Origin of the sequence: Pigmentibacter sp. JX0631 (genome assembly GCF_029873255.1) — a bacterium.
Lineage (GTDB): Bacteria > Bdellovibrionota_B > Oligoflexia > Silvanigrellales > Silvanigrellaceae > Silvanigrella.
The window spans coordinates 2217371-2236544 of record NZ_CP123622.1; the positions used below are offsets into that span (position 1 = coordinate 2217371).

At 28.9% G+C, this 19174-nt stretch carries 11 protein-coding genes; 8 read left to right on the forward strand and 3 right to left on the reverse strand.

What is annotated here, in order from left to right:
* The first annotated feature begins 168 nt into the window (after window positions 1–168).
* Entirely contained in the window at window positions 169–1869 is a 1701-nt protein-coding gene (locus QEJ31_RS09780) for a ParB-like protein (RefSeq protein ID WP_280589715.1), read from the forward strand.
* Window positions 1870–1889: 20 nt separating this feature from the next.
* Here the strand turns inward: QEJ31_RS09780 and QEJ31_RS09785 are convergent, their stop codons facing one another.
* Together QEJ31_RS09785 and QEJ31_RS09790 are read right to left on the reverse strand one after the other, a co-directional pair.
* Window positions 1890–3383, reverse strand: a complete 1494-nt coding sequence (locus QEJ31_RS09785) for an SDR family oxidoreductase (RefSeq protein WP_280589717.1) — start codon at window positions 3381–3383, stop codon at window positions 1890–1892.
* Between the two features lie 152 nt (window positions 3384–3535).
* Complete coding sequence (locus QEJ31_RS09790; protein WP_280589719.1) at window positions 3536–4558, reverse strand: hypothetical protein; 1023 nt, start codon at window positions 4556–4558, stop codon at window positions 3536–3538.
* Between the two features lie 233 nt (window positions 4559–4791).
* On the opposite strand from QEJ31_RS09790, the gene QEJ31_RS09795 reads away from it, so the two are divergent.
* Genes QEJ31_RS09795 through acs form a run of 3 tightly spaced genes read left to right on the forward strand, consistent with a single transcriptional unit; the run spans window position 4792 to window position 10327 of the window.
* Complete coding sequence (locus tag QEJ31_RS09795; protein ID WP_280589721.1) at window positions 4792–5094, forward strand: hypothetical protein; 303 nt, start codon at window positions 4792–4794, stop codon at window positions 5092–5094.
* Window positions 5091–8357 (forward strand): aminotransferase class I/II-fold pyridoxal phosphate-dependent enzyme, encoded by a 3267-nt coding sequence (locus QEJ31_RS09800; RefSeq protein WP_280589722.1) that lies wholly within the window; start codon window positions 5091–5093, stop codon window positions 8355–8357. The genes QEJ31_RS09795 and QEJ31_RS09800 overlap by 4 nt, the downstream gene beginning before the upstream one ends.
* The gene (acs, locus tag QEJ31_RS09805; RefSeq protein WP_280589723.1) at window positions 8357–10327 is read left to right on the forward strand and encodes an acetate--CoA ligase; all 1971 of its coding nucleotides are present in this window, start codon (window positions 8357–8359) and stop codon (window positions 10325–10327) included. The genes QEJ31_RS09800 and acs overlap by 1 nt, the downstream gene beginning before the upstream one ends.
* Before the next feature lie 36 nt (window positions 10328–10363).
* Here the strand turns inward: acs and QEJ31_RS09810 are convergent, their stop codons facing one another.
* Complete coding sequence (locus QEJ31_RS09810; RefSeq protein WP_280589724.1) at window positions 10364–11479, reverse strand: hybrid sensor histidine kinase/response regulator; 1116 nt, start codon at window positions 11477–11479, stop codon at window positions 10364–10366.
* A 143-nt stretch (window positions 11480–11622) separates the two neighbouring features.
* Between QEJ31_RS09810 and QEJ31_RS09815 the strand changes: the two genes are divergently transcribed.
* The 4 genes from QEJ31_RS09815 to QEJ31_RS09830 all read left to right on the forward strand — a co-directional run bounded on the left by QEJ31_RS09815 (window position 11623) and on the right by QEJ31_RS09830 (window position 19114).
* Window positions 11623–13422, forward strand: a complete 1800-nt coding sequence (locus tag QEJ31_RS09815; protein WP_280589726.1) for an ATP-binding protein — start codon at window positions 11623–11625, stop codon at window positions 13420–13422.
* 100 nt (window positions 13423–13522) lie between these two features.
* Window positions 13523–13669 carry a hypothetical protein gene (locus QEJ31_RS09820; RefSeq protein WP_280589727.1) on the forward strand — a complete coding sequence of 49 codons (147 nt, stop codon included), beginning with the start codon at window positions 13523–13525 and terminating at the stop codon, window positions 13667–13669.
* Between the two features lie 95 nt (window positions 13670–13764).
* Window positions 13765–14766, forward strand: a complete 1002-nt coding sequence (asnA, locus tag QEJ31_RS09825) for an aspartate--ammonia ligase (RefSeq protein ID WP_280589728.1) — start codon at window positions 13765–13767, stop codon at window positions 14764–14766.
* Window positions 14767–14956: 190 nt separating this feature from the next.
* Complete coding sequence (locus QEJ31_RS09830) at window positions 14957–19114, forward strand: hypothetical protein (RefSeq protein ID WP_280589729.1); 4158 nt, start codon at window positions 14957–14959, stop codon at window positions 19112–19114.
* The last annotated feature ends 60 nt before the right edge of the window (window positions 19115–19174 follow it).

Genomic DNA, 19174 nt, shown 5'->3' on the forward strand with positions numbered 1-19174 from the left:
AAAGTGGAAGTATAGATTAAAACAGTATTTCATTTTGATTACCTAAAAATAAAATGATTTTGGGACACTGATTTAAGTCTTGATCTTAAAATGACAATATGATTTTGTTGATCGTTGGTTATGTGCATCTTACCTTAAAAATTTGGCTAGCATAGGGTTTTGCTTTAAATGGATAAAAAAATTTATAAACAACTTATTTTTTGTGGTCTTTCATTTAATTCATTAATTTTAATAAGTTGCGTTTCTCAGCCCAAAGTAAAAACATTTTCCCAAACTTTTTCATGTCAACCGGATCCTTCCTTGTCAGAGAAAAACTACCCTCTTTGTCATAATACAACTGAGGATGATCAATTTTGTCAAATAAAACTAGAGAATTTAAAACCAACCCAGTTCAATTTTGCCGAGGATTATGTAAAACATAATTTTAAGTTTTTTGCCAATAAACCTTCTGAATATCAAAGTTACTTATGCAAGAACCCAATAGATATCGTAATAGGTTCAAAAGCTGACTCAGGATTTTACATAGCAGATGGGCATCATCGAGTAAAAATAATTGAATACTTTCGCAATAATCTTTCGACAGATTTTACTATAACAGCAAAGGTAATCAAAAATTATTATCTGGTAAGTCCAAATTTAAAGCCAAATGAATTTTGGAATTCAATGCAAGTCGATAATTTTGTTTATCTCAAAGATAAAGGTGTGCAAAAAGAGCCGAATGATCTTCCTAAAACTATTTCAGATATGACTAATGATCCTTATCTTTCACTTGTGTCTTATATTAGAGATGACAAACAAAAATATTGTTTTGATACGCAATTGTCATCCTTTCAAAACTATGGGGAACTTCATTGGGCAGAGTATTTTAGAAATCACAAAGGCTTAGATGCTTATAATGATAATAAAATATACAGTTACTATAAAAATCGCATTATATATTTTGGTGGGAAAAATGCCGAGAAGAAAAAAAATATTTGTAAATCATTAGAAGCGGCAAACTTACCAGGATATTTTAATTCCAGTAAGTCAACACCTACTTTAGTTATTGATAGTTTTGGTGCAACAGGGGAAGTTAAAAGTTTTCGAACAATGAAAATGTTAGAAAAAGTTCAAAGTATAAATCATCGAGGATTAAATAAATTAAAAGCTTCAGGCAGTGGGCAATTTTCTGAAAATCAATTGGCTTGGATTAAAATGAATACTGCTGAAAATTTAGTAGTTGTAGATTTGCGACAAGAATCGCATGGTTTTATCAATGGTAATCCTGTTACTTGGACAGCGCCTTTAAATTGGGCAAATAAAGGTGAATTAAAAAATAATATAATAGTTGATGAGTCTGTCAGACTGAATGAACTTTTATTTCAAGATCGTATTGCTATACCAACTGCAAGAAATTATAAAATAAACAATTTTAAAATATCTGATTTTGTTAAATTAGAAATTCAAAGTATATCGCGTGAAGATGAATTAACAGAAAAAAATAAAATTGGTTATTATAGAATTACGGTTTCTGATCACTCAAAACCTACAGATGATAATGTGGAAGATTTTTTAAATTTTTATAAATCTTTAAAGGATGAACAATGGGTTCACTTTCATTGTCGTGCAGGTAAAGGGAGAACAACAACTTTCTTAGCTATGTATGATATGTTGAAAAATGCTAATCAAGTTTCTTTTCAAGAAATAATTAAAAGACAATCTGCCATAGAACCTTTTTATAATTTACAAGATTTTAAGAAAGGTAACAAAAAAACTTTAAAACTCGATAGATATCAATTTTTAAAAAGTTTTTATTTATATGCGAAAGATATGCAAGGTGGATACAATGGGACGTGGAAACAATGGAAAGCGAGTCATAAACTACAATAATATTTTGAATTATTAATTGTTTATTTTTTGTTTCCTTTTTTTCCACTTGTTAAAGCTTTTAATTGCGGAAGGCACCACTGATTTAATCCTGGAATGTGAACTTCACTCCAATATTTTTCCCATTTTATATCAGTAGGAGTGTATGAAAATTCTTCTTCTGTTACTCTGTGATTTAATAAGTTGTCTGATTTAAAAGTATAATTATAATCATAAATAAAAGGTTTATATACTTTCATTATTGTATCAATTGTTTTTGCTTTTCTTTTTATAGTAGATACGGCGGACTCTATCCCAAATTTTGCAATAATTTTTGCTGAATTTTTATCAACTTTTATTTTATCAAAGAGAAATGAAACGGTTTTTTCAATACGATTGATATTTGTGCCTGATAAAATGTGTTGTGGAGTTATAAATTTTGGTTTTGAAGGTGGTAGAAGAAGGTAAGATAGAGATTTTTTTTGATTTTGTCTAAAATAGTTACAGACATATTCTGAAGCTAACGCAACTGACAACGGATTAATTGAGGAAGTTGAACTTTGATAAACAGGTGAGTGTTTTCCAGCAAGTAAAGCAGAGGCAACAATTGTTAATCCTTTTGCTACATAATCAACAGGAATAATATCTAAATTGTGATTAGGCTTAGCTACAATATGTCTGTATCTAGTACTAAACATTTGAATAAAAGGTGCTGTGCCATTAAAATCTTCATTCCAACCAGGGAAAGGATATTTTTCTGCAGACTCAACGATGCTGGGACGAAAAATACTTAAACGTTCTGTTGGAATTCTGTTACTTAAAACAGCTTCTCCTAAACCTTTTGTATAGGTGTATGTATTAGGCCAGCCAAGACGTTCTGCTCTTAAAGTACCAATCTTAACTAATTCTTTATCGCTAGCATTTCTTGATCGCATAGCTTGAGCTTCTTGAATACCCCATTTTATTTCTTCTTCAGCAGAAAAATTTGTTCCATTAGGAGAAATATCTTTTATGGCTTGTTCGGGAACAATTCCATCAGCCATACCCGCAACATAGCAAGTCGATATATGTAGTAATTTTGCTTTTTTTGTTGACAAAATAAAATCAGCAACAATTTTTGTACTTTCAGAATTGGATTTCAACATTTGATCTAATGGAGCAAAAAATCTTAAATCAGCAGCAAAGTTAACTGCTAAATCAACTTCATTTTGTAACGATTCTAAAATATTATTAGGCAAATTAAAATTTTCACAACAAACATTTCCAGTAACAACTTCTATTTTTTTTAGTTTACTTAGTTCACTGCCGTAAATATTTCTTAAATTACTAAAAACGGGTGATTTAGCATAAATTTCTTCAAAACGTGTATAACCACACTTTCCTTTTTCAGATCTTACTAGAATTATAACTTTTTTAATTTTTGGAATATACTCTAAGAGCATGGATATCCAGACTTTACTTATAAATCCACTCCCTCCAATAATTAATATTGTTTTACCTTCTATAATACGATGAATGGAGAGATTAGATATTGTCATATATGGTACCCTTTCTTGTACTCAAAATCCTCTGAACAACATTGAGCTGATATTGATACATATGTGGAATGTTTCATTTCATTTTGCACAATGCTGTAATATACAAGGTTGTCATATTGCTATGAGTCTTTCAAGCTTTATGTTTGGTATTCTTAAAATTGCCAACTTCCACCAAGATTGATGTATGGCGCAATCCACTGACGTTGCGGAAGATCTGCATCGGAATTTCCAGACTGAGTAGTATTAACTGTGCTAGTAGATACATCAATTCCTAAACTTGTAAGTAAACTAAAACGTCCCGATTTTGTTCCTTCTGCAGATTCAAATCCACCAGTAGCAGCAATTCTTATTCCGAAGTTTTGTTCTGTTTTTTGTAAGGAAACATTATTATAATTAAAACTAAAATTATTTTGAAAATAAAATGGTTCTAAATGTGCATAGAGTCTAATAGGTGCACTTAAACCAGTTTGCTGACTGCTCCAATTCACAAGTTCTATATCAGCGGGAAGAGATACTTGATAAGTCGGATACTTTTGTGACTGTCTATAAAAGTAACTAGCATTATCATTAAAAGTTCCATGCGAATTAGAATCTTTACTAATTGAATTTTGATTATTTGTCGTAGCATTTCCAGAGAAAAATGCACTAAATGAAATTCCTTGAGTATAAAGAGAAGTAATTGTCTGAGAATAATTTATTTTTGTAGTAATTCCTTGGCTAGTAATGCTTATTCCATTATTATCATAGTTTAATCTACGATATCCAATTTGTGCGTTCATAAAAATTTTATTGTCGACATCGCGTAATATTTGGAATCCACCAAAAGCATCGATTAAATAAAAACTTCCGCCTTTCCAATTAGGATCCCAATATTGTCTAAATGGTGCATAAGCCATTCCAAAAGCATCTCCACCAAGAACAATTCCTCTTGTTAAACCTAAAATACATTGTTCATAACTACAGAAAATTTCTGCTTCATCAGGATAAGAAGAAGGAGATAAACGCATAGCGGATAATGAACGAGGACGAGCATTTACAAAAGGTGAAATACCTTCAGAATAATCTGGAGATTGTTGATAAACAGGTCTTCCATCGTTTTGGGCAAATGCTTCAATTTGTGTACCTCCCAAAAATGTAATTAAACTGACATATTTTGCAAATTTTACTTTGTTCATATTTTCCCCTATCAATAAACTGCGATAAAACTATCTTTCAGAGTCAATTTCTGACTTTTCAAAAAGTCTTTATACAGGTATTTTTTCAGAGTAACAATTTATATACTAAACATTCATAGTGATTTTAAAATATGCCGAATGTTCATAATTGTTGTTAATTTGAAAATGATATTTGATTGTGTCATATTAACAAAAATGTATATTCGGGCTTAACACGGAGGTTATTATTGAGTATGCTGTTTTCCTTAGATTATTTTTTGCAACTTAATCTTCCTAATGATGTTTTCCCATTTATGATTGTTTTTTATTGGATCATTTGTGGTGCAATAGTTCAATCATTTTTTATAAAAATTGATAAATATCTTCCAAATTCAAATTTTAGTCATACTATAGAAACTAGTATAACAAGAAGATTGTTCTATTTTATATGTGGTGGAGCAATATTACCAATGCTAGTTGCATTATTGCCACCAATTTTTGCACTTGGTTATTTAGCTAAAATATTAGAAGAAAAAGAATACAGGAAAAAGACATGAAAAAAACTGGAGAGGGTAGTCGGAATAGTTGGAGTTTTGATTTAAAATCATTTTTAAATAATTGTAAAAAATCATCAAATCAAACATTTGAAAATTTAAAAATTTTGTTAGAAAAATTAGATGACCCTCAAACAAGAAAAGCAGCCCGTTGTGCTTTCAGTGAATTATTTCATTATTTCACTCAATCTAGTTCAGATGAAGATAATATTTCTTCATTTCATTTTTCTATTGATAAATTAATTACTGATGGTGACGAAAGTAGTAATAATACTTTAATTTTATTACAACTTCCGAGTATATTTACACCAGAAGATTGGTCATTTACTTTTTTTGAAGGGTTAGCAAGATATCCTATTTCTGAGTTTCATCATCGAACATTAGCTGAATTAGGTTGTGGTAATGGGTGGATAAGTATTGCTTTGGCTAAAAGATGTTCACCAACCATGATTTATGGGTTAGATATAAATCCAAAAGCTATAATATGTGCGCGAATTAATTTATATTTAAATGCATTAGATATGCAAGGAAATCCTATCATAGATTCTGAAGGAAAATCAATTCTTGAAAGAGTAACATTTCATCATTCAGATTTATTAGAATATTGTTTAGAAAAGCAAATTAAATTAGATAAAGTAATAGGCTGTATTCCGCAAGTTTTAGCACCAGATTCTAGTCTTATTCCAAATATTAAACCTGATGAAGCAACTGATGAAGCTCTCTATGAATTAAGTAACTACTGCGCAAAGCAAGGTTATATAGAAGATCAATTTGGTTTAGGGCTTATAGCAAGAGCTGTTGAAGAATCTATAGAAGTAATGAAATTATCTGGAAAAGTTATATTGAATTTAGGTGGTCGACCTGGAAAAGCAGTTTTAGAAAGATTGTTAACTCGGCGGGGATTTAAAGTAACAACGGTGTGGCAAACAAAAATAGAACAAGCAGGTGATACTGAAATACAGCCATTGGTAGATATTGAAAAAAATTCTTCATATCGATTTGAATTTTATATGGGTCCAAATTCTACTGATAGTATTTCAGCAAGGACAGCTTTCGCTTATCTGCAGAACGGTGGAAAAATTTTCCATTCATTACAAGTATTAGATGCAGAAATTAGAGATAGTCATAAAATGAAAAAGGTTTTGCGACTATTAAAAAAAGAAGAATATTCAGATGCTAGAAGTGGTTTAGATTTGACCTACTCTGATAGATCACTAGTTGATGAAAAGTTGTCTTTTTTAGCAAGATTATCTGATAAATTAAGTTCACAATCAGCGTTTGACTATGAAGATATACGTGGAGATGTAACGTTTAGAAGAAATTTAGCAGAGTATTTCCGTACATATTGGAGAATTCCAATCACAGCAAAAAGTATTCTTATTGCTCCCTCTAGAGTGGCATTTGTACGCAATATTTTTTCTAACTATTCAATAAAAAAATCAATAATTGATAAAGAAATTGCAAAAGAATTACCACAAGAGTGGCTTCAAAACGACTATCATAATTCAGATAAAGAAGTATTTGTAATAGAATCTCCAAAACAATGTGAGCTTGTCTGTAAATTAATTGAAACAATTCACCCAGAGTTGGTTGTTTGTTCATTAAGTGATTTTGAAATTAAAAATCAAGACTCTTTTAAGCGTTTAATTGAGACAAGTGAAAAATTTGGAACAAGATTAGTATTTGATTTTAGTAACGGCTGTGACCTTTCTAGTTATCCAAAAAGTAACGGAATATTTGAATATTTATTTGATAGAGAGTTACCAAAACATGTAACATTAATTTGTGCTTTAATTCATAATAGAATATATCCTGACGTAGAAGTTACTTTTTCAATTAGTGAAAATGAAACATTTATTAATGGAATGTGTAATGCTGCCGAGTTAACTTATAGCAGAACTTCTGTTGTGCTACAAGAATTTTATAATACCATTTTAGTTGATTTATTAGGTTTTCATGTAAAAAATAATAAAAGAGGAGTAACAAATTCGCTTCGCTTGCCAAAAGAAGAAGAAAAAGATTTTCAACAAAAATTTGTACCTTTCTCGAAAAATTACAAGAATATTGCAAAACATCCTGCCATTAAAAATTCATTCCATGTAATAGATTCAAAAGTTGTAAGATTAGATTATGGCGAAAATTGTTTTCCAACCGCAAATTTTGTAAAAGCAGCAATATTTGAATGTTTTGTTCGACAAAATATTTCTAATTCTGAACAATTGTCTGAATCAGAAATAAAAGAAAATATTTCCTATCGTTATGGTTTTCAGGAACTAGAAAACTATTCTTTGCATTTAGCAAATGGGGTGTCTGCATTATTTGCTAATATAGCAGAATATTGTGCCTCAGAAAATGAATCTTTGATAATCCCTACTGGAAATTATGGTTATTTTGAAGCTACAGCGCTTTATTTTGGTGTAAATGTATTGCAATTAAAAACTAAAATAGAGCATCAATATAAAATCCAAGCTATAAAGTTAAAAGAAATATTAAGTACTGAAAAAAAGAAAAGTTGGATATTTTTAAATATGCCAATTGTAAATCCTACTGGTGCAAAATATTCAAAGCAAGAAATTATTGAAATATTTAAAGTTGCTGAAAAATATCAAGCGACAGTTATTTTAGATACAATTTTTTCTCAATTAGAATTTCTAAAAAAAGAAACATTATTTGACATATCTTCTATTCTTAAAAATTATGCTCCAAATTTAAAGTTTGTCTTATTAGGAGGATTATCAAAAGAATTATCTGCAGGTGGATTGCGAATAGGATATGCATTTACAAATTCTAGTACAGCTAAAAATGCTTTTGCACGCAGTATACAATATCCTCTTCCTAAGACAATTAAATATGCTATTAAAAAAATCTTTTATTGTTTAAATAATCAGATCGATGAAGTTAATCATCACTTCCAAGAGCAAGCAACTTTTTTGAAAGAGAGAGCCGAAAAATTAAGCCATATTCTTTCCATGCATGGATGGGAACCACTCGATTCAAAGGGTGGATTATTTATCATAGCAAAACCTACAAAACTAATTGGAAAAAGTGCCTCTATAAAACTTAACAATAAGACAGAAAATGTTACAATAACCGGTGATAATGTGCATGAAGTTTTATTTAATTTAACGGGTTTACTTATTAATGGTGCTGAATGGACAGGCATTTCGAGTTATTGTCGGTTTGTATTATCTGTTTCAGAAAGTGATTTCGAAAAGGCAATTGATAAACTGAGATTATTTTGGAATGCCGTTAATCGGGAGGAATAATGGCTCAAAAAGAGATTGGTGAGGTTTCTATTGATTCACTGCTAACGGAAAATAGAAAATTTTTACCATCTAAATCTTTTGCAGAAGATTATATTATAAAAGATTTTTCAACATATAAAAGAATGTATAATGCGTCCATTAAAAATCCGCAGAAATTTTGGGAAGGAATGGCTACAAAGCATTTAATTTTTTTTAAAAAATGGCGAGCTATTCATAAATGGAAAGATTGTAAAGCTGAATGGTTTGTTGGTGGTACTTTAAATATTTCTTATAATTGTTTAGATAGACATGTATTTAGTAATAAAAATAATAAAGCTGCAATAATTTGGGAAGGTGAACCTGGAGATGTAAGAACAATAACTTACCAACAATTGCTAATGGAAGTTTCTAGATGTGCGAATGGGTTAAAAAGTTTAGGTCTTGAAACTGGAGATAAAGTAGCAATCTATATGCCGTTAGTTCCTGAAGCTGTGATTGCAATGCTTGCATGTGTTCGTTTAGGTCTTGTGCATACTGTTGTTTTTGGTGGATTTAGTAGTAATTCTTTGCGGGATAGAATTCAGGATTCAAATTGTAAATTATTGATTACTGCTGATGGAGGTTTTCGAAAAGGCAGTACAGTAAAAATGAAAGACATGGCTGACGAAATTTTAAAAGATACCCCAAGTATTCAAAATGTTCTCGTAGTTAAAAGAACAAATGAAAATGTAAACATGAAAAAAGGTCGTGATCTTTGGTGGCATGATCTTCTTACGAAACAACAAAATTATTGTGAGCCAGTTCCAGTACCTTCTGAGCATCCTGCATTTATTTTATATACAAGCGGAACAACTGGAAAACCGAAAGGACTCTTACATACAACCGCTGGATATTTATTAGGGGCTACAGTAACAGCAAAATATATTTTCGATATTAAAGATTCAGACATTTATTGGTGCACTGCAGACGTAGGTTGGATAACTGGACATTCGTATGTTGTTTATGGACCATTAAGTAACGGAGCTACAATTTTCATGTATGAAGGTGCTCCAACATTTCCTGAGCCAGATCGTTTTTGGAAAATGATTTCCAATCATAAATTAACAATTTTATACACAGCGCCAACAGCAATTCGTGCATTTATTCGCCTTGGAAATGAATATCCCTTAAGACATGATCTTTCAAGTTTAAGGTTACTAGGTACTGTTGGTGAACCTATCAATCCAGAAGCTTGGATTTGGTATTATGAAATTATCGGCAAGAAAAAATGTCCTATTGTTGATACTTGGTGGCAAACAGAAACAGGTGCAACCATGATTGCGCCTTTGCCGGGAGTAACTCCAACTAAACCTGGCAGTGCTACTCTCCCATTTTTTGGAATTGAGCCCGTAATTCTTAAAAAAGATGGGACAAAATCCAAAGGTTCAGAAGGTGGTTATCTCTGTATTAAAAAACCTTGGCCATACATGGCAAGAACAATTTACGGAGATCATGAAAGATATAAAAATACATATTGGAATGAAATTGCAGGACATTACTTTACAGGTGATGGTGCGCATCAAGACAAAGATGGCTATTTTTGGATCATGGGGAGGGTTGATGATGTCATTAATGTAAGCGGACATCGCTTAGGGACTATGGAAATTGAAAGTGCCGCTGTTCATCATCCTTGTATTGCAGAATGTGCTGTAGTGGGGAGACCTGATCAAATTAAAGGACAGGGTATCGTTGCTTTTGTTACTTTAAAAAAATCAGTTACTGTAAATAAATACTTGAAAGATGATATTTCAAATTTTATTGTGAAAGAAATAGGCAGTCTTGCTAGACCAGATGAAATTCGTTTTACTGAAGCGTTACCTAAAACTCGAAGTGGAAAAATCATGCGCCGACTTCTTCGAGAACTTGCCACAACAGGTTCAATTAAAGGTGACACCACTACTCTTGAAGATTTTTCAGTACTAGAAAAGTTGAGAGAAAAAGATGAAGAATGAATGTAATTAATTGAAAAGTAATACTTAAATTTAAAGCTATTCTGTAAGAGGAAGAATAACTATAAATCTTGCATTCTCACTAAATGAATCGTAAAGAATACTTCCATATTGAATTTCTAATAATTTTTTACTAATACTCAAACCTAGCCCTATTCCTTTTTCTCTATTTTTTGTAGTATAAAATGGCTTCATAAGTTGCTCTTGCATTTCTATTGGCAGTCTTTTCCCGCTGTCAGTAACTGAAATTTGAACAACTTTGTTTTCGGTCCAGCAATCTATTACAATCCATCGCTCAGGAAGATTTTGTTCTGCTATAGATTCACATGAATTTTTTATTAAATTGATAAAAACTTGGATTAGTAATTCTGGTAAACAATTAATAGTTATTTCTTTATCGCAATTAATTTGTATTTTAATATCATTTATTTTAAGATTGTCTTCGAGCAAATATTTTGTATTTTCTAAAATATTTAACAAATTACTTTTTTCTTTATTTATTCTTTTAGTATTGGGATATGCTAGCATTTTAATGCTTTTAATAATTTTAGTAATCATTTCAGAATGTGAAACAATTTTTTCAGAATATTTTAATGCATTTTGTAGGGCTGTATTTTGAGGTTGATTTACTATTTCGTCTTCAAGATACTTTTTAAGAAGATAAGTAGAACCTGAAATATATGCGATATGATTATTAATATTATGAATAATTCCTGGAGATATTTCTGATAGCAATGAAATTTGTTGTTCATGAATATATTCTGTATGCGCATATTGACTTGCTGATTGAATTCCTTTTTCTTCTAGAAATTTTTTTGTAGCACCTACAATATCATCGATAGCAAAAGGCTTATTAAATAAAGCAGTACCCCCTAGATCGAAAGTTTCTTCTAAAGAAAGATCAGCGTAGGCAGACATACAGACAATAACTGGCTTGTAGTCTTCAAAATTCTTTAATTCTTCCAATAATTGGTACCCAGTGCTTACGGGCATTCGCATATCTGTTAAAATTACATCAGGCTGAGATTGTTTGCAGATAGAAAGAGCTTCTTTCCCATTTTTAGCGGTTAAGGTATCAAAGCCTTCTTTTTTATATTTTAAAGATAAAAATTGGCATATTATAGGTTCGTCATCAACGATTAATATGGAAGGCATAGTTCTCCCTTAACTCAAACTAAAGTTCTTTCCCATTATTTTCGGTGTATTTTACTTAAAATTTAAACTTTTTAAAAAATAATAAAGAAACTAAATCCCCTTACGAAAATAATAAGTATTTGTAATTGAAAGGAATTTATGGATTGGTAGAAAGCTCTTTTTTCTTAAATAGAATATTAACGAATGATTTTTTTAGTGGCGAACAGATAGCTACTTATGCTATTTTTATTTTTGGAATATTATTGGTTTTTTTAGTTTATTCAATAGTTTTTTCTGTCTACTTTAAAAGAAAAAATTACTATTTATACAATTTTTATCTTCTATCAGTGATTTATTTTATATTAACTACTGCTGAAGTTGCAAAAAATTTTTATATATATAAAAGTGAATTATTCTATACAGTAAACTTTATTTTAAGTCATATTTTGCTTTTTATTTCAATATCACTATTTTTAAATAATTCATTAAAGTTAAGAAAAAATATGCCTAAAGTCTCAAAATTTATTTTTTACTTTATGGCATATCCTTGTTTTTTAGTTTTATTATCTATATTTAATTTGCAACTAGCAAATATTTTGGTAGTTTACTTATTCAGAGTATTTCCTTTAGTGTTTTTTATTATAACACTAATATCCTTTAAATATGAAAATATCTTTGCCAAAGACTATTTGAAAATATTGCTTCTTCTTTTGTTATCTTATTTTATTTATTCGATAAATTTAACCTATGATCTACAAGTAAAAAATATTTACAAATTTGTATTATATACTTCTTTTGTTTTTGAAGTGATATATTATTCTTTTGCTTTAGCAAATAAAATAAGAAAATATTCTGAAGATATAAAGTTACTAGAAAGAAAAGCTGTTTTACAAGATATTAAATTTCATGATTTATTAGATGTTACCTTTGATTGTTTTTGGGAGACGGATAAATCAGGAAATCTTGTTTATATTTCAAAAAAAATATATGAAAAATTAGGGAAGAATAATGAAAATTTTAAGTTTTTAAAATTGGAACAACTCTTCTCAAGTAATGCACCAAATGAATTAAAAATACATTTAAGAGCAGTAATGAATAAAAGAAAATCTTTTAAAAACATAGATTTAGTTAGTGAAAATAAGGAAGGTCAATTTATATGGTTTAAAATTAATGCAATAGAAAAGATTGATAACAATGGTTATTTTCAGGGATATATTGGCGCATTAATTGATGAAACCGTTGATAAATATAAGCAAGAAGAAAAATTTCTGGAAAGCAATATTCAAAGTTTAGCTAGAATGGCAGGTTCAGTAGCGCATGAAATTAATAATCCACTAGCGTATATATTCTTGGGAATTGACTCAATAATTAATAATAATGAAATAGAAAAACTAAGTAACAAAGAAAAAGTAATTCATACTCTGGTAGAAATGAAAAAAAAGGGTCTTAAAATATCTCAAATTGTGGCAAAATTAAAGGGGTTATCGCTCCAAAGTAATGATTTAATTAAAGCAGATTGTAAATTATCTAATGTGCTGAATACGGCACTTAAATTCTGTGAAAATGAATTGAATACAACAAAAATTAAAGTAGAAATGACAATACCTGAAAGTGAAGAATTAGTGACAATTAAAAAAGAAGAAATTACTAAGGCTGTAGTAAATCTTATTCATAATGCCATAGAAGCAACAGAAAATATCACAGATCCATGCATAAAAATTACAATATATGCTGAAGGGAATAGTGATATTATTCTCTCAATTATGGATAATGGTACACCAATACCTATAGATAAAAGAGTAAGTATATTTGAGCCCTTTTATACAACGAAAGATTTTAAGAATTTGGGTCTAGGATTAACTCAGTCATATCAATTTGTTAGAAGAAATGGTGGGAATCTATATTTAGACCCCTCATCTAGCAATACTAACTTTCTCATGAAATTTAAAAGAAAAGATAATTAAAATGGGAACAAATCAGCCTTTGTCGTTGACAGTTTTTTTTTGATCAAATAAGCTAGGAAAGTTACGAATATCTGTAACCCTTCATAAAAGGTGAATTGCAATGAAATTAGAAAGTCTATTTATTCCCAAAATAGGAGAAGCTTTTGACCTTGCTTCTCAAGAAATAATGTTATCAACACTTGTTTCTTCTTCTAATAATTGCAATTCTAATAATACCAATCTTAATAATAATTATAATAATAATTAATCCCATTTTTATAAAAATTTAATATATTTTTCAGAAAAATTATTTTTCTATTTATTTTCTGAATTTTTCTAACCCTATTTTATTTGAGGTGATTTATGTCATTTAGCTCAATTACTAGCTCTATTTCTTCTATTTCAGCTGCGGAATTAAAAACAGTTGAAAAACACTTACATTTTGTAAAAACTTTTTTTGCCGATCAGCTTGCTGAATCGTTAAATTTACAAAAAGTTTCAGCACCGCTTTTTGTTGAAGCAGGAACAGGAATAAACGATGATTTAAACGGTGTTGAATTACCAGTTTCTTTTAAAATTCCTGAATTTAGTCAAAGTAAAACGATTGAAGTTGTTCAATCTCTGGCAAAATGGAAACGTATAATGTTGAAAACATATGATTTTACCATTGGTGAAGGATTATATACTGACATGCGTGCAATTCGCCCGTTTGATAAAATTGATGCCACCCACTCTGCTTATGTAGATCAATGGGATTGGGAACGTGTAGTTAGTAAAGAACAAAGAAACTTAAGTTACTTAAAACAAATCGTAGAAAAGATTTACGCAGCAATAAAAACAACTGAAATTGTTTTTTCGCAAAAGTTTTCTACTACTACCCCTATTTTACCAGAGAACATTAAATTTGTTCATACAGAAGAATTGATCGACATGTATCCTCACTTGTTGCCAGTAGAACGAGAAATTGAAATTTGTCGTAAGTATGGAGCAGTATTTTTAATTGGGATTGGCGGGAAATTAAAAAACGGACTTCCACACGATGGTAGAGCACCTGATTACGATGACTGGAGCTCCATTACGGAAAAAGGTTACAAAGGTTTAAATGGTGATATTTTAGTTTGGAATCCTGAACTCCAAAGTTCTTTTGAACTTTCTTCAATGGGAATCCGAGTAGATGCAGAAGCTTTGCAAAGACAATTGAAACTGTTAGATTGCCAAGAGCGATCGGCCTTATACTTTCATTCTAAATTATTAAAAGATGAATTGCCGTTATCGATAGGTGGCGGCATTGGGCAATCGAGACTTGCCATGTTTCTCCTCCGGAAAAAACATATTGCTCAAGTGCAAGCGGCTGTTTTTAAATAAATTGATAGAAATTATGCCGTTTAATGAAGTGTATGATCGAAGGTCTGCTTTAGTATAAAATTAAAGTAGGCCATTCTTCTTTAAGGAAAAAATAAATAAAGCTGAAATGATTGTATCTCATAAAAAAATGTTCAATTATCCCTTGGTCTGTCCACTGAAATGACTATGCTAGAGGGGCTTGATAAAAAACATGCTGAATCAAATTCAAATGAAAAGACAGCTTCTTAAAAGTAAAGATGAGTTAGAAGGTTTTACTTTAAAGAATAAGTCAATTTTTTATGAACCAAATGAACAGAGAAGTGTTAATTTATCTTCAGAAGAAACATTATGTGGAATTCATAGTCAAAATGATCCATTTGCAAATCAGGTTTTTCGCTGGAGTTCAAAGGAATTTGATCAGTTATTAAATACTCGAACAATAGATTTAAATTCTATATTAAAAATTACAGATCAAGATTGTAGTTCAAAAATAAACCTCTACCAACGATTAAATTATTTTTGCCATCTTAGTTTTTTATCGGAATCTGTCGATCATAGTCCTGGCTTATTTCTACTGGGACCTTTTGTAGAATGGAAAAGTCCAATAAACAACACGAATGCTCCTATTTTTAAAATACCAGTTTATTTAAAAAAGGATGGTGAAAATAGATTTATCGTTGTTTTAAAAGAAAAAACTTTTACTTTTAGTAAAGTACTGCTTTATTATCTTGATTATACATTTAATATTAAAATAAATGAAGAAAAAACATTTACATCAGCAAATTATGCTTTGCATTACTTAATCGAAAAATTAAGAATGAGTAATATTGATATTCAATTTTTGAAATATAAATATGATGTAAAATTTGAAGACGAATATTTATCAAGCCAATTTTCTATTTATGATTTTATTTTTCTCGATGTTTTTGAACAAGACTATTTGTCCATTCATCAGGATTTTAATCATATACTAAAAAATTATAGTGAAAATACATTTATAAAAAATATAGTTAATAGGATAAATGAAAAATCAGATCGAAATATTGAAGACTACCATGCTGCTTCATTTTTAGATAATATTAATTCGAATATTTTACCTTATCAGGCTGAGCAAAATATTCTTCAAATACTCCAAAATATTGAAATAAATGATATCATACGCCTTGAAAGTATTTTAGGTCTTGATATTGAAAGAAATTTAATTAATATTCTAGCATTCTATATGCTAGAAGGAAAAAATATTTTGTTTGTTTCAGAAAATAATAAGAACTTAAATGATATTTATTTGCAACTGTCAAATTTAGGATTAAAAAATAAATTAGCAAAAATTTCGTCAAATACTGAAAACAAGTTTGATGTATATGATAATATTTTTGAGCAATATACTGAGGTTCATGGAGAAATTAATAAAGAAAAATTTTTTGACTCTCTAGATTTTCTTAAAAAAACTAAATTTGAAATAAATGAGCTAACTAGAATTTTGCATGAAAAGCATTTAAAAAGTGGATTGGCTAATTTTGAGATATTACACAAAGTTTTTTTCGCAAAGAAAGAGCTTTTTGATAATAATGTGTACCAAAAGTTTGGATTTATAGAATGGAATAAATTAGCTAGTATTTTAGATGATATTAACGGTATACAATATTTTTATAATCGGCTAAATAATAATTTAGATAGCCCTTGGCGATTTAAATTAACTAGGACATTAAAAAATAAAAAAATATTTGATGAATTGCAAGAAATTAAAAGTAATATAAATAATTTAAAAGGAACGAAGGCTTATATTGAATATAAATATAGTCAATTTCTTAGGCAGCATGTTTTGGAAGAAAACCTGTCTCAATATTTTATTTTTCTTGAAAATTTTAAAGACTATTTTGATATTTCTTATGACTATCGCTTGCTATGGGAAAATAAGGTAAATTTTTTAATTGATTTGCAAAGTTTTAAAATTGAAATAATAGAACTATTAGAAGAAATTAATACTTTAAAAAATAGTTTTTCGCAAATTAAAGAAGAACCAGATATTGCAACTGTGGAAGAAATTATAGAATATTTTAGTAATTTATCTCCTTATACTAATTGGTTTAATAAGAAATATTGGGCATTGAAAAGAAAAGCAAAACAAATCTTTCCTAATTGGGATGGAAATATAAAAATATTTTTAGACTATAAAAATTATTTAATTCTGTGTAGTAAACTTGAACAGCATATTCAGAAAATAAAATATAATGTATTTTCTGAACCCTTAAATTCAGAAATATGTTTTAATAAAATTCAAAAAATTTGTTCAGAGTTAGAAAAAATGCATGAACTTTTTAATTCAGCAAAAGAATGTATTTCTGAAGAGCATTTTTTGGAATTAACTGAATCATACTATAGCTATAAAAATAAAATTCAACTGTTTCGTGAATTAGATGAAATTCATAAACAGGTGCATGAATGTGATGAAAATATTGAATCAGAATGGCAAAAGCTTTCTCAGTTTATTCAAGTTGAAAAAGTAAATTTAGGAAGTATTGAGAAGAAAATAAGTTTTATTAATGTACTTATTGATAGAATGGATGATATAGATTTTATTCATCAGTATAATAATATAATAAACAATTTACAGGATAAATATCAATTAGTTAATTTAGATATCGAAATTATTGAAAGCTTGTCTAATTATCAAGTGCAATGGAAAGAAGTAGTCTATGCATCAGTAGTTATTGGCTGGTTCAATGATATTTTATCATATAATCCTTCTTTAAAATTATATGGACGAGAGTATCTTGAAAATTTGTCGCTTGAATATCTGGAAGCTAACGAGTATTTAAAAGCTAATTTATATAATTACTATGAAAGTCACGAACAATTTCCTTTCAAAAATATTAAGGAACATAAATTATATAAACAAATGTTAAGTAAGTTATTATCAAGAGAAAGTGCGACGTTTAATTCTGAGGAAAGTAAATTATTTAGATCTTTAAAATCATGTTGGTTGTTAACTACAAATTTAGTTTCTAAATATTTGCCTTATGAACATTGTATGTTTGATTTAGTTATTGTCGATCTAAAAGATCAGACAAATTTGGATAAATTTATACCTGCAATTTTTCGAGGAAAAAAATTAATAAAACTAGATTATGATTCAAGATTAGAATCTAATTTGTTAAGTACGAAGAAATCTTTTACGGAACAAAGTTTTACAAATAAATCTTCATATAATCAATTATTAAAAGAACAGATAAGTCTGAAACTCACAGCATATTTAGAAACAAAGCATGAACCTCTGTGGACTTTTCTAAATCATGCTTTTTATTCAGGGGAATTAGCTTTATCATGCAGACCACTTCCAATTTTAAGTACTCAAAATTTTGAATATATTGAAATTCATTACCAAGTAGGTAAATATCATGAAGAGTGTTTTTTTGAAATTAATGAAATTGTTCAATGGTTAAGTGAAAAAATACTTGAACAAGATTCCTCCTCTTTTGTGATTGTTACTGTTTCTTTAGAGCAATTGTTATATTATAAAGAATATTTCTTTGAAAAATTATATTTTTGTATTCAAAAACAGATTTCTAGAATAAATTTAAGAGAGAGAATTAAAATTATTACTATCCATGAGTTTCAACCAACAAAATACAATACGGTCATTTTTGTTCCAGGAAATGTTCTGCAAAATGGAAAACTAGATTATCAAGCTATGCTTCACCCATTTAAAGATGTTAATATTAAGAAAAGTTTAAGCTCTATATTAGCTTTAACAGGTGAAAAATTTGTTTTATTTAATCCTTTTCCTTTGTATTTAATAGAAACAAACGATTCATCATATAGCGAGAATTATAATTTTTGTATTTGGGGAAGATTTTTAAAATATTTAAAGGCAATGGCTAATCAGCAATTTGACAAAGCATTTCATATTTTAAAATCATTTAAATCAACAGCTAATGAGCAATTGAAAGCCTCGGAATTTGCTTTATTTGTAAAAGAAAAGTTAATTCAAGAGGGTTATAAAGTAACTGAAATGTATGGTTACAACAATATTTTTATTGATTTGGTTGTTTATCATCCCATGATTGAAAATGAAATTTTATTAGGTATTGAGTGTGATGAATGCATTTCTCATTCTACACAAATTTTGACTGACAAACTTGTAGTGCGGGATAAAATATTAATTCAAGAAGGTTGGAACTTAGAAAAAGTCTACTCTGTTGATTGGTTAAAAAATCCTGAATTTGAATTTAAAAGACTTTTACAAGTTATTCAAAGCTTAATTGATTGTTTTCAAATTCATAGACAGCAGGCTGCATTTCCTTTTGCGCCAAATATTGAAGCCCAATATCAAAATAATGCAGAAAAAGAATATAGTAAACTTATTTGATTGCAGTAAAAAAAATATAGCCACATTGATAAAATTTTAAAATTAAATTACTTATAAAAT

Coding starts and splice junctions, on each gene's coding strand:
- QEJ31_RS09780 (WP_280589715.1), top strand. CDS start 169: ATGGATAAAAAAATTTATAAACAACTTATTTTTTGTGGTCTTTCATTT.
- QEJ31_RS09785 (WP_280589717.1), bottom strand. CDS start 3,383: ATGACAATATCTAATCTCTCCATTCATCGTATTATAGAAGGTAAAACA.
- QEJ31_RS09790 (WP_280589719.1), bottom strand. CDS start 4,558: ATGAACAAAGTAAAATTTGCAAAATATGTCAGTTTAATTACATTTTTG.
- QEJ31_RS09795 (WP_280589721.1), top strand. CDS start 4,792: ATGCTGTTTTCCTTAGATTATTTTTTGCAACTTAATCTTCCTAATGAT.
- QEJ31_RS09800 (WP_280589722.1), top strand. CDS start 5,091: ATGAAAAAAACTGGAGAGGGTAGTCGGAATAGTTGGAGTTTTGATTTA.
- acs (WP_280589723.1), top strand. CDS start 8,357: ATGGCTCAAAAAGAGATTGGTGAGGTTTCTATTGATTCACTGCTAACG.
- QEJ31_RS09810 (WP_280589724.1), bottom strand. CDS start 11,479: ATGCCTTCCATATTAATCGTTGATGACGAACCTATAATATGCCAATTT.
- QEJ31_RS09820 (WP_280589727.1), top strand. CDS start 13,523: ATGAAATTAGAAAGTCTATTTATTCCCAAAATAGGAGAAGCTTTTGAC.
- asnA (WP_280589728.1), top strand. CDS start 13,765: ATGTCATTTAGCTCAATTACTAGCTCTATTTCTTCTATTTCAGCTGCG.
- QEJ31_RS09830 (WP_280589729.1), top strand. CDS start 14,957: ATGCTGAATCAAATTCAAATGAAAAGACAGCTTCTTAAAAGTAAAGAT.